Genomic DNA, 12,337 nt, shown 5'->3' with positions numbered 1-12,337 from the left:
TATGCTTGTTTTTTCTACATCTACAATGTAAACTATTCCGCATGATAAACACAACCCTGCTTGAAGAAGTCATCAATGACCAGCTTGATAATTTTAAAAGAAAAGATACCGGCATTACCCGCAATGTTGACTTTGAGAAATAATCAGTACAAAACAGATAACAGTAATATCAGGCATAAGGAGAAGCGGAAAGTCCACGCTCTTAACCCAATTTGCCTCCAGATATAAAAATTACTACTACATCAATTTCGACGATGAGCGGCTTATTAATTTCACAGTTGATGACTTTCATAACCTGATGCTTGTCTTTCATAAACTTTATCAGGCCGATGTAATATTTCTTGACGAAGTTCAGAACATTGAAGGATGGGAGAGGTTTATAAGAAGAATACATGACGAGGAATACAAGATATTCCTCACCGGTTCAAACGCAAGACTGCTTAGCTCCGAGCTTGCCACTCATCTCACAGGCAGGTATGTCAAAATAGAGCTTTACCCTTTTTCCTTCAGGGAATATCTGAGTTTCCACAGGATTGACTACGATGTTAAAACTTCAAAAAAGAAGGCAATAGTTTTGAGATATTTCGATAAATATTTAAGGGGAGGCGGGTTTCCTGAATTTGTTAAGTCGTAACCGTTCACAGTTATCAGTTTACGGTTAACGGTTTTTCAACGAGTTATGTAACGCTTGGAGCATTTTTGAAATTGACTTCAATTCTTGAATGAGTTCTTTCGCATCACTATTAGAAAATACCTTGACCTCTTGTGAAATATATACTTACTTTTATATTTTTCTTAACCGTGAACCGTAAACTGATAACTGTGAACGGTTACTATTAGACAAACAGGAGAGGTGTGTCAATACATAAGATGTTCGGGGATAAGTTAAATTTGTATTGAAAAATAATCTTTGAAATGATATAAAACTACGGAGTTAACAAAGTAATGTTAGGTTATAAATAGCAATTTACTTATGAGCAGAACGTAATTGGGAATTGGCAATAATATTAGTGACACAAAGGTGTATCTTGAGTATGTCCAGCATATACTCTCAGGGGATGAGAATGCCTGCAGCCGGTTCGTGGAAGAGCATACTGACTGGGTGCTTTATAAGATATGGGAACTGATGAAGACGCATTGCCATTACAGTGCCCTTAACCGGATATGCTGTCTTCGTATATTGATGACAGAAAGGAAAGGGAAGGAGACAATAAAAGATTCCGGTAACCAGTGTGATGAATGTATGGATTCATACCTTTGGTGTTTTGATTATTTAAAGACGAGATTGAAGTCTTATAAAGGAATAAATAATTGCAGTCTCAAGACTTATGTGTGGTCTGTCATAAACTCGCGCACTATGTATATTGACTGGTTGAGGTGGAAGTATGGAAGGGGTTTTTAATGAGGCGGTTTCTGACAGACTGCCGGCAGTAATCCGGAGTCTCGATCAAACACATCAGAAGGTTTATATCCACCTTAGACTTGGTAAGAAGGAGGATGAGATAGCCACACTCATCCGTCTGCCGCCCGATGATGCAAAGGAGAAAATATCAAAAATCAGGGGACAACTTGCGGCAGCGGGTCATTTATATCTCATAGAAGACCCGCAGTTTGTTTCTTTATATCTCTCTTCTGAAGATGGAGAAGAAGAGCATGAGAGATATATACCTTCTGCTGATATTTCAGTTGATAACAAACTTATTATACATGAGTTTATCTCTATCCTTAAAAAGACTATTGAAGGGCTCTTGCCCAACCACTCCCGTATCCTGAGACTCAGATATCAGCAGTATATGACGGCAAAAGATATACTCGGATTTTCAAGAAAGATAGGTGTCAGCCTGATCCCTGGCAAATCAATATCAGAGATAGATGAGCAGGACATCTTTTATGCCATTAACTCGGCATTAAAAGAACTTCTGAAACGGTTGAAGGAAAGATACATGGAGGAGCACTTTCTATGCATGGATAACCTCAAATATATACTTGAAGAGGTGGAGATATAAAATCAAAAAAGAGATTTCATGTCCGTCAAATATAACTAACCTCCCCTACCCCCTCCTTGTAAAGGAGGGGAAAATAATGTGGAGGCCATTGGTAAGGAGGGGAATGCTGGGCAAGGTTCCTCCCCTTTACAAGGGAAACCCCACCTAACCTCCCCTTTACAAGGGGAGGTTAGGTGGGGTTGTTTTGAACTAGGCGAACTGTGTCTGTTTCCAAATAATTTTCGTTCTTTATTGAATAAAGATGTAGTATATTTATAAACTTAAAAATAAAAAAAGGGGGGGTAGGTATGATTCCAATAGATTTCGATGTTATTGTTTTAAAAGAAGAGAAAACCTATGTTGCTTATAGTCCTGAGCTTGATATTTCAAGTTGTGGGAATAGTGTTGATCATGCAAAGGAGATGTTAAAAACTGCTGTAAGGCTCTTTCTTGAAGAGGCAGACAAGATGGAGACTCTGGAAGATATATTGGAAGAGTCAGGGTACAGAAAAGACACAGGCGGCCACTGGATCTCTCCCAAACTTGTAGCAACAGAATTCGTGAGTATTTCGTAATATGCAAAAAATATCTCCGATACCGGCTGACAGGTTATGCAAGGTTTTTGAAAAAGCCGGTTTTAAACGTGTAAGGACCGAAGGTGACCATTTTGTATATACTAAGCAGGGTGTTCTGAGACCTGTTGTAATACCTGATTGGAAAGAGGTGCCTGTGTTTATAATCAAAAATAATTTGAGAACCGCAGGGCTAAGTAGAGATGAATATTTTACTTTGCTTGAGATGGTATAAACCTCCCCTCCCCCCCCCCTTGGTAAGGAGGGGAACAGATAAGCGATTCCTCCCCTTACCAAGGGGGAATGCGACTCATACTACTCCCCTTTACAAGGGAGGTCAGGTGGGGTTTCGTAGCAGAAATATTTTTTCAAATTTCAAAACTCATGTCCGTCAAATATAACTCATGAATAAAATAAATCATATAAAACCTGATAAAATCCAGTCTTATGTAGAAGAGAGCCTTAGTGGAGAAGATGCATTATCTATAGGGGGGCATATAGCTACCTGTGATATTTGCTATAAAGTATACACAGGGATTAAAGGGGTGTCTCAGTGTTTGAAGCAGGGTTTTAAAAAGACTACCGCTTCCAATGCGTGTCCTGAAGAGTGGGAGATAGCGGCGATGATTAAAGAGGATACGCCACTAGATTTCTCCCAAAGAATAGCAAGGCATATTGAGAGCTGTGATTATTGTCTTGAGATCGCAGGAATGTACTATAAGGCAAATTCTATTGATGCTCTTCCCATTAAAACCCCGCATGAATGGGCCTGTAAGGCAGTTGAAAGGATTCAGGGGGCAAAAACTGTTGCAGACATAAGGGAGTCTATTGCTTTTATAAAGAAAATATCCGGGTTTATCAGACGGTTGCCTGTGTCACTGCCTCCATTGCCGGGTTATGCCCTGGCCGCAACGGCGGTCATTCTTCTGATGGTATTCATCAACAGACCTCAGAAGGATATGTTGAAGATTATAACAATCACCTCAACAGAGAAGCTCACCTTCAAAGAAACCGGTGCACCATCATCATTTGGATTCATGGGAAGGAATCGGGCAGAGGGATTCAGCGGCATGTTGATCATTAAGGACCGGGAAGAGTTGTTGTTTGACTGGAAAGAGATTAAAGACGCTAAAGGTTATACATTTTCTTTAGTGGAACGGTCAAGCAGATTACCAGTGATACCGGCTATAGATATTCAGGAAACAAAAGCAGCCATCCAAAGGAAGAAGTTAAAGATGGATGAACCCTATAACTGGGTTATCAGTGGGATGACTTATGGCGGACAGAGCTTTGAATATACAGGTGAGTTTATTTTGACGAGATGAACGGCACCTCCCCTAACCCCTCCTTGTAAAGGAGGGGAATAGACAAACTATTCCTCCCCTTTACAAGGGGAGGTTAGGTGGGGTCATTTATGAGGTGTTCAATGTTTTCCAAAATTAAGATTTTCCTTTCAACTATAATAGTTCTTATGTCTGTATCCTCTGTCTATGCGGCCACAGATAAAGGCAAAAGCGACTACTGGCTCAAATCCTACAAAGAGGTTAAGGAAGGTTCAAACTATGACAGGGCTATGGAAATATTCAACAAGGTGCTTACTGCCGCAGACAGGCGGAGGGGGGTGGAACCGAGGCTCTATGTTATTCAGTATGACGGTCTTCCCTGGGCACAGTCGCTTGAAGACGGTTCAATTATACTTACAAAGAAAGCCATTGATTTTTGTTACAGGGGTGTTGATGTGGAAGAAGGGGATGCAAGGCTTGCCTTTGTACTCGGTCATGAGCTTGCACACCAGTTTAATGCCGACTTCTGGCTATACAGGTTTACTACAGCTACAAAGAACAATCCTGAGTTCAGCGGTATAAAAGAATACGCAAAGTCTCCGTCTGCAATTAAGGCGATTGAACTTCAGGCTGACCAGTACGGGATAATCTATTCTGCAATAGCCGGATTTGGTCCTGAGGCAATAGTCTCCAGGGATACAAACTTTTTCAGTGAATGGTTTCGTGCAATAGACCCGATCCTTTCTTCTACCGGCGAAGATGACCCCACTGTTAAACAGAGGGTTATAGCCGTAACGACAAGGCTTAAAGATGTCGGGTCAAGACTGGAGTTCTTTCATGCAGGTCTGATTGCATATCACATTGGATGGTATAAAGACTCCATCGCCCTATTTGAAGAATTCCTGAAATCTTATCCCGGCCGGGAGGTCTACCACAACATAGGGACTGCCTATCTTAGGCTTGCTATAAAGAGTTACAGGGAGACTCATGACAGAGAGGCAATCCCTTTTAACCTCTCAATTGAGATTGACTCCGGTACAAGGGCTGAATTTATTAATGTAGGCAGAGGCGGCGGGAATGCGGACACAGAGGCATACCGGAATTATCTCAACAACGCGTTGGAGTATCTTGAAAAGGCGGCTGAGAGCGACCCATACTATACACAGGCAAAGTTAAATCTCAGCGCTGCATATATTCTGGATATGAAATACTACAATGCCCTTGCCGGTATTGATGAGGCATCAAAGCTGATGCCTGACCACAAAGGCATTATCAATAACAGGGCGATAGCAAACTTCCTGTTGGGTGACTCACTAAATGACAACCACTTGAAGGAACGAGCTGCAATAGACTTTGAAGGTATAGCTAAAGGGGAGTGCGGCGGGCCTTACTCCAAAAATCTCTCTGTGGTTAAGCGGCTGATGGGGGTGCAGACAGATAGTCCTGTTCCAGCTCTTCCTGAAAGTGTCTATGTAACAGCGGAAGAATTCTCTGCCCCTGATTTTAAGTCTGTCCTGAAGCCTGGAGGCCATTTCATCGGGACAGGTTTTAAAAACATCGGTGAGGTTTCAACCGGCAAAGACTCCAGACTCAGTTTATACAGGGATACAAAGAGTAATGAATTTGTCCTTGTTAAAAATAGTATTGTAAAGGCCTTGTACAAAAAACAGGTGAACATAAGAACGGCGGATAAAAATAGTTGTACTGCAAAAGAAGTCTTGTTATCAGAAGAACAAGGGTATGGTGTTGATACAGTTAGGAATAATGTATTCATCTTCCGGAGATAAGGAAAGGCGGTTAATCAAGAAGGGGAGGTTGAGTGGGGTTAAGTGCCTGGAGATATTTTTCAAAAACCGCTTTCCATGTCCGTCAAATATTACTATAATTGGAGAGAAAAACTCTTAAGGGTATGAATGGGGGTGATGTTCAAAGTTAAATATATGCAGTAAAGGTAAAAAAGCTATAGAACAGATAATACATAAATTATGAAATTAAAAAGGAGGAAATAAAGATGAAGTATGTAAAGAATTTATATTTTATTGCGATAGCAGCACTTTTGATTTTTGCAGGTTGTTCAAGCGGGTCAAAGATTACAAAGGATACACCAATACAGAATATTGTTGCACCGGAATGGGTGATGCAGGGGAGCGGGGCATTTGGGGGGGATAAAGGCAAGGTGTTTTACGGTGTAGGTTCAGCCTCAAATATTACTGATTTTTCCCTTCTCAGAAAGCTGTCAGATGCGGAGTCAAGAAATGAGATTGCAAAGGTTGTTCAGGTTTATACTGCATCATTATTAGAAGCATATAAGGCATCAACAAGTTCAGGAGTGTCAACAAGCCCTTCAGAGGAGCAGCATGTGGAGACTGCTTTAAAAGAGGTAGCCTCAATGACACTTTCCGGCATAGAAATTGTACATCACTGGCAGGACCCAAGAAACGGGACATTGTTTTCCCTTGCAAGGCTTGATCTGAACTCATTCAAAGATAATATTGATAAAGTTAAAGAGCTTAGTGAAACGGTCAAGGAGACAGTAAAGAAAAATGCTGAACGTACCCATGAAAAACTGGAAAAGGAAATTGAAAAACAAAAGGGCGGAAGGTAGTATCCTCCCTCCTTAATTAAGGGATGAGGTGTTCTGATGAAGAAGACATTTTTTTTTGTAACTGTGATAGTGTTGTTAATAAATGCTTATGCGTATGCAGGTGTAGTTCAGGATATTGCAAAAAAGATTTCAACAACATATCCTTCTGAAAGTAATATTATAGGTGTGGGGATAGTAGAATCTTCAAACAATGATTATATGGACAGAAGGCGTGCCGAGGTCTCTGCAAGGGCTGAACTTGCAAAGGAAGTTAAGGTTGCTGTTAAAACAAACTTTATATCTGCTAAGACGTGCGAAGGGGAAGTGAAGGCGCTATTTAAAGATCCGATTGCATGCAATATTTACATGGGAGACATTATAGAGGAATCGGTTGATGTGGTTCTTGAAGGCACGAGGATTGTAGATGCAGGTGAGTTCAAACAGGAGGGAAGAACATATTATTATGCCATCGCAGTACTTGCAAAAAAGGATGCGATTGCAAAGGTGGTAGAGAATGCTACTGATGCACAGGCAAATGCTCAGGAACATTTAGACAAGGCAAATGCTGCAAAGGATGAGGAGATAAAAAAGGAAGAAAAGGCAAAGGCAGAAGATGAGATGAAGAAGGTAGTTGCCTATGAGAGCCAGGGGGATGCACTTGAGAAGGTGAGGCAGGATAGGGCATCATTTTTTAAAAAATTGGAGAGCCACTAATAATATTCCTCCCCTTTACAAGGGGAGGTTAGGGGGGGGGCCTCAGATAAGAAGGGACATTAGATGAATCGTTTAACTTTAACAATTTTATGTGTACTCATGGCTGTCCTTACAGGATGTGCAGCGTCTAAGAACGTAACAAAAAATGAGCCCCCTCCTGACTGGGTTATGAATCCCCCTAATGATGATAAGAGGATATGTGCTGTTGGTGCAAGCGAGCCAACATATTACATAGAAGACGGGAAAACTTATGCAACAGAGAATGCAAGAAAAGAACTTGCAAAGGTATTGCACGCGGATGTTAATTCAATCATGGTGGTGATTAAATCAGAAAGAGAAAAAGATGTGCATGAGGTTGGTGTTGTAGAGGCCGCGTCATGGGCAACGAAGGCGGTATTAAAGGAATCTCAGATAGTGTCATACTGGTACGATGAAGTTGGTATCAGGTCTTCAAATAAGAAGGGTGTTATGTATGCACTGGCATGTATGCCGAGGGGCGGGGTTAAGTAATTTTAAAAGGAGGATGCATAAGTGAAATTTAAAAACCATCGAATCCTAATCAAGCTATTAATCTTTATTATCTCCAGTGTGCTATATTTCCCCATACCCTCTTTTGCCTCTGACTTCCCTGCAAAGGAGGTTTATGCGAGATATTCTCCGTCTGTTATGGTCGTCAGGGCAACGGATGAGAAGGGAGAGGGAAGCATCGGAACAGGTTCCATTATTTCTGATGATGGACTCATTATAACAAATGCCCATGTGATCTTTGATAAGGAAGAAGATAAACCCTTTCCTGTGATAGTGGTCTTTACAAAGCCCAAAAAGCTCATTGGTGTTACAAAGAATGAACTGGACAAGTCTTATGAAGTAGAGATATTGAAGTATGACGTGCCGCTTGACCTTGCCATTCTAAAAATCAAGAATTACGACTTTAAAGCAGATATTGTCGCTCTTGCTGATCCACAGGAAATTGAGGTAGGAGAAGATGTTATAGCAATAGGCCACCCTGAGCAGGGTGGTTTCTGGACACTGACTTACGGCAGGATTAGCGGAGAGATAAAGGATTTTCAAGGCGTGCCAGGAAAAGAGATGTTTCAGACAGATACGAGCGTAAACAGAGGAAACTCCGGCGGACCCCTTCTGGACAGGAGGGGTTACATGGTGGCTGTCAATTCCAATATTGCAAGGCTAAGTAGTGACGGCCTCCCGATAACAGGCATAAACTTTTCAATAAAATCATCGGTTGTAAGAAAGTGGTTAAGTGAGAATGGATACGAGGTAGCTTATGGCAAGAAACCTCTAACTGCAATAAATGAACCAGTCACGAGCGGGGCGATCACAAAGGCTGATGAAAATAATGCCCCCTCACCCGGCACCGCTCCCATTAAGAGCGAGAATGCTAAAATTATTCCCCCTCCCTTGAATGAAGTGGATGCGCAAGCTGTCATCCCCCCTCCCTTGACGGGAGGTGGAAAGGGGGAGGGTGAGCTACGAGGATTTTCGAGTAAACCTGAGAAGAAGTTTGAAACACCTCAGACCCCTTATGACTACGATGCATTCTTAAAAGAGGCAGAGGAAGACCTTAAAGAAATGATGAAGGATATGAGGCAGGAGATAAAGAGGAGGAAGGGGCGGTAATCAGCAAAGCAAGATATTGGGAATACATCTCAGGAGGACAAATATGCAGAGATTAAAAATATGTATACTGTCACTTGTAATAATACTACTGCCTGTCACAGTCAGGGCAGAAAAGATAAATATTGTAGAGAACGAGACACGGAAAGAGGCGATAGAGGGAGAGCAGACTGATAAATCTAATCTCTCTAAAGGAATAAAAGTTGAAAAGAAAGAGGATGGAAATTTAAAGCGGCTTACAGGGAAATCCGGCAAAATATTTATGGGTGAGAACGATGACAAGGCATCAGTAAAACAGAAGGCCCACGACTATGCTATCCGTAATGCTATGGAACAGGCCGGGGTTCTGGTTTTAGGCAAGTCTGACATGCTTAATGGCGACCTTATTCATGAGCTAATTAGTATCACATCGGAGGCATTCATTGAAAATACAAAAATTCTTGTGGAAACATGTGGAGGTGAGGGAGGAAACCTATTCTGTATGGTTGAACTTGAGGCTGAAGTTAAGCCCATGAATCTTGACAAACACCGCCTTCTAAAGGTCATGAGGGCCTCGATTCAGGAACCGGACAAGGCAAAACAATCCAAGAAACCTGTGTTCCAGGAAAATGATGAGATTCAGGTAAAAGTAACCTTAAATGAAGATGCTTATCTGAGTATCTTTAGCGTAGACCAGGAGGAGAATGTTTATAAGCTATTTCCAAACCCATACAAAAAAAACGATATGATACCGGCAAGAAGTGAATTTGTTTTTCCTGATGATGCATTGAGAACAAAAGGCATAAAGCTGCGCGTTGCCACACCGGAAGGGAAGCAAAAGGCAACAGAAAATGTCGTTATAATTGCAACCAAAGAGGACGGACATTTTCTCGAAGACCCTGCACTTAAAAATCCTAAGTGGACAGACCTGTCAAAGGAACTTAAGGTATTTAATAACAGCAAACAATCTCCATGGACTGTAGAGACATTGGGGTATGAGGTGAGGAAGTAGCTTTCATTAATATTGACAGCAAAATTTCATCCTGCTATCCTGTGCTCGAAAAAACAAACTCCAATAAAAGGAAATACTGAAGGGAGGTTTTTATGCATCATGCGGTGGACTATAAAAATGAGATAATCAGTGAGGTAAAGGATTTGACCTCTTCCAAGGCCAAGTAGGTACTTGACTTTATATGTTTTGTAAAGCACAAGGAGGCGTTATCAAAGATAGACCCAACCCATGCATATTTTTACACCCCCAAGTGGCAAAAGATGGAAAAGCAGGCTGAAGAAGATATAAAGACTGGGAGGGTTTCAAAGGTCTATGAAGCAGGGGAGATAGACAGCCTCTTTGCAGATATAAAAAAGGGCAAACAGAAGGCTGGTAAGTGAAAATTTGCCGGACAAAGACCTTTGATCAGGCCTTTATAAATTTGTCTGTACGTATTTACCATGTTTACCATGAACAGGGTGAAAACGGGAGATGTCCCTGCTCGCTCCCTTTCTTTTTTCCTTTCAAATTCCCTTCTCTCTGTCCGTCAAATTATATCTAAATAAAGATGATGTTAATCTTGACATTGGTTTAAAGCTTCACTAATATCTTTTCAGATTTTGTGAGGAAATAAGCTGGATAATATGAAATTGAACAGGAGGTGATGTGGTGTTACTTATCAGAAGGTTTATGATGGTGGTTTTCTTTATAGTTATGTTCGTACAATATGCTTATGCTGTTCAATCCACTATTACAGAGGCAGAGGGGTATTCGTGCCTCGGAGATGATAAGACGAGGAAACAGACTGAGCAGGCGGCGTTTGCTGATGCAAAGAGGAGGGCGGGTGAGTATGCTGTCTCACACATCAGGAGCGAGACACGTATGAAGAACCTTGAGCTTGAGAAGGACATCATAGAGGCATATATGAATGCATCCATAAAAGTCCTTCAGGAGATTGAAAAGGTGTGGTACCGGGATGAGAAAATGGGTGACTGCTACAGGGTAAAGATCAAGGCGGAGATTACACCGGAGGAAAGGGTGATTGAGAAGGCGGCAGACAATGAGAAGGTGCTGAAAAATGAGGATGCGATGAGTGACCCATCCGCTCCGCTCCGTGTAAAGGTGTGGGCGGACAAGAAAGGGTATAAAGAGGGGGATAAGATAAAGATATATTTGAAGGGGAACAAGCCGTTTTATGTCAGGGTTGTATACAAAGATGCCGGCGGCGGCAATGTCCAGCTCCTGCCGAATCCCTACAGGTCTGACAATTATTTTAACGGCGGGCTTGTGTATGAGGTACCAACAGGCGGCGACAGGTTTGAGCTTGAGGTCACCCCGCCGTTTGGTGAGGAGAATATCATTGCATACGCAAGCACATCCCCGCTGGGAGATATTGAGTTAAAGAAGAACGGCGGCATCTTTCAGGTACTGACGCGTCAGGAAGATGTCGGCACACTGTCACGAGGCGTGAAGATTACAGAGGCCGCTGCCCATGAGGGGGGCGGTATTGCCGAGTTTGCAGAGGAGAAGGTCGTTGTGAAGACGGGGCACCTCCCCTGACCCCTCCTTGTTAAGGAGGGGAATAGAAAAACGATCCCTCCCCTTTACAAGGGGAGGTCAGGATGGGTAGGATTGGTTTTGAATTTTATACACAGGGGGATAACGGCATGAAGAGGTTGATTCTATTATTTATTGCAATTGTATTCCTGTCATCAGGGATTGCCTACTCAGAGGAGAGGGGTGTTGCTGTAAGGAAAATAGGGGGCAGTGAGACTGCATCAGTATCCGGTACAAAGTACCATGCACTCATCATAGGAAACAACGATTATAAGTACCAGCCCAAGCTGAAGACCCCGATTTCAGATGCCCGGTCTGTGGAGAAGATATTGAAAGAGATGTATGGATTTAATACCCGGCTTCTGATGAATGCCACGAGGAAGGAGATACTCGGAAGTATGAATGAACTCAGGAAGGGGCTTGGGGAGAATGACAGCCTTCTGATCTACTATGCTGGGCATGGGGAGTTTGATAACTCAGCAGCTGTCACCTCTCACATTATCTTACCTAAAAGTTTCACATTAAATTAACCTGTTGCTTACAGGTTTAACCGGAGAGGAGTTTTGATAGCTCTCCGGTTTCCCTGAAGCATTTTAAATAATCTCTGTGGATGCTATTCGGACATGTTCTCCTGAGACTATATTGCATGTCTCTGTGGCTGCTGCAATAAGAGACCCTCTGGCAAGTATGTTAGCCCGTCTTAATAAGCCGCCTGAACCCTGATGTATTGCAAGTATCGCCTCTTCAGAGAATAACTGCTCCCTTGCCCCTGCTTTTTCAAGATGGTGTTTTATGTATCCAGCCATTTCGTTGAGCCGCAGCCCTTCAATATGGCCTTTTCCCACAACTCTTGATGCCAGCGGACGTGATGTATAATACATAAGCTTATCCATAAGATTATTCTGTCCTGATAGTATCATTGGCATTACAGGCGCTGAGTCCAGTTCAAATTGCCCTATAATATGGAGCTGGGCAAACACCTCACCCCTCATCAGATGTGCCTCATCTATCATGAGAACAGGGGTCTGTTTTCTCAT

16 protein-coding genes are annotated in these 12,337 nt (G+C 42.2%); 15 read left to right on the top strand and 1 reads right to left on the bottom strand.

Annotated features, from left to right (window positions below):
• Positions 1–139 precede the first annotated feature (139 nt).
• The 15 genes from HZA08_13720 to HZA08_13650 all read left to right on the top strand — a co-directional run bounded on the left by HZA08_13720 (position 140) and on the right by HZA08_13650 (position 11,830).
• Positions 140–634 carry an AAA family ATPase gene (locus HZA08_13720; protein ID MBI5194479.1) on the top strand — a complete coding sequence of 165 codons (495 nt, stop codon included), beginning with the start codon at positions 140–142 and terminating at the stop codon, positions 632–634.
• Positions 635–988: 354 nt separating this feature from the next.
• The gene (locus HZA08_13715) at positions 989–1,402 is read left to right on the top strand and encodes a hypothetical protein (protein MBI5194478.1); all 414 of its coding nucleotides are present in this window, start codon (positions 989–991) and stop codon (positions 1,400–1,402) included.
• Positions 1,386–2,006, top strand: coding sequence for a hypothetical protein (locus HZA08_13710; protein MBI5194477.1), 621 nt, complete (start codon positions 1,386–1,388; stop codon positions 2,004–2,006). Before HZA08_13715 ends, HZA08_13710 begins: the two co-directional genes overlap by 17 nt.
• Positions 1,987–2,154, top strand: a complete 168-nt coding sequence (locus HZA08_13705) for a hypothetical protein (protein MBI5194476.1) — start codon at positions 1,987–1,989, stop codon at positions 2,152–2,154. The genes HZA08_13710 and HZA08_13705 overlap by 20 nt, the downstream gene beginning before the upstream one ends.
• A gap of 139 nt (positions 2,155–2,293) precedes the next feature.
• Entirely contained in the window at positions 2,294–2,560 is a 267-nt protein-coding gene (locus HZA08_13700; GenBank protein MBI5194475.1) for a hypothetical protein, read from the top strand.
• A gap of 1 nt (position 2,561) precedes the next feature.
• Positions 2,562–2,792, top strand: a complete 231-nt coding sequence (locus HZA08_13695) for a type II toxin-antitoxin system HicA family toxin (GenBank protein MBI5194474.1) — start codon at positions 2,562–2,564, stop codon at positions 2,790–2,792.
• A 169-nt stretch (positions 2,793–2,961) separates the two neighbouring features.
• Entirely contained in the window at positions 2,962–3,882 is a 921-nt protein-coding gene (locus tag HZA08_13690) for a hypothetical protein (protein MBI5194473.1), read from the top strand.
• Between the two features lie 101 nt (positions 3,883–3,983).
• On the top strand, positions 3,984–5,627 hold the full coding sequence (locus HZA08_13685) for a hypothetical protein (protein ID MBI5194472.1): 1,644 nt from the start codon (positions 3,984–3,986) through the stop codon (positions 5,625–5,627).
• A 224-nt stretch (positions 5,628–5,851) separates the two neighbouring features.
• Entirely contained in the window at positions 5,852–6,445 is a 594-nt protein-coding gene (locus HZA08_13680) for an LPP20 family lipoprotein (GenBank protein ID MBI5194471.1), read from the top strand.
• A gap of 36 nt (positions 6,446–6,481) precedes the next feature.
• Positions 6,482–7,138, top strand: coding sequence for an LPP20 family lipoprotein (locus HZA08_13675; protein ID MBI5194470.1), 657 nt, complete (start codon positions 6,482–6,484; stop codon positions 7,136–7,138).
• 63 nt (positions 7,139–7,201) lie between these two features.
• On the top strand, positions 7,202–7,648 hold the full coding sequence (locus HZA08_13670; protein MBI5194469.1) for an LPP20 family lipoprotein: 447 nt from the start codon (positions 7,202–7,204) through the stop codon (positions 7,646–7,648).
• A 21-nt stretch (positions 7,649–7,669) separates the two neighbouring features.
• The gene (locus HZA08_13665; GenBank protein MBI5194468.1) at positions 7,670–8,776 is read left to right on the top strand and encodes a trypsin-like peptidase domain-containing protein; all 1,107 of its coding nucleotides are present in this window, start codon (positions 7,670–7,672) and stop codon (positions 8,774–8,776) included.
• 43 nt (positions 8,777–8,819) lie between these two features.
• A complete protein-coding gene (locus tag HZA08_13660; GenBank protein MBI5194467.1) occupies positions 8,820–9,764 on the top strand; it encodes a DUF4384 domain-containing protein in 945 nt (314 codons plus the stop codon).
• A gap of 669 nt (positions 9,765–10,433) precedes the next feature.
• Positions 10,434–11,303: a DUF4384 domain-containing protein gene (locus HZA08_13655; protein MBI5194466.1), complete on the top strand. Its 870-nt coding sequence runs from the start codon at positions 10,434–10,436 to the stop codon at positions 11,301–11,303.
• A 62-nt stretch (positions 11,304–11,365) separates the two neighbouring features.
• Complete coding sequence (locus HZA08_13650; GenBank protein ID MBI5194465.1) at positions 11,366–11,830, top strand: caspase family protein; 465 nt, start codon at positions 11,366–11,368, stop codon at positions 11,828–11,830.
• A 63-nt stretch (positions 11,831–11,893) separates the two neighbouring features.
• On the opposite strand, the gene HZA08_13645 is transcribed toward HZA08_13650, so the two are convergent.
• Positions 11,894–12,313, bottom strand: coding sequence for a hypothetical protein (locus HZA08_13645; protein MBI5194464.1), 420 nt, complete (start codon positions 12,311–12,313; stop codon positions 11,894–11,896).
• Positions 12,314–12,337 lie beyond the last annotated feature (24 nt).

Source organism: Nitrospirota bacterium (assembly GCA_016212215.1).
Lineage (GTDB): Bacteria > Nitrospirota > 9FT-COMBO-42-15 > HDB-SIOI813 > HDB-SIOI813 > JACRGV01.
Note: the sequence above shows the minus strand (reverse complement) of the source record. Positions and strands in the feature narration are given on the sequence as shown.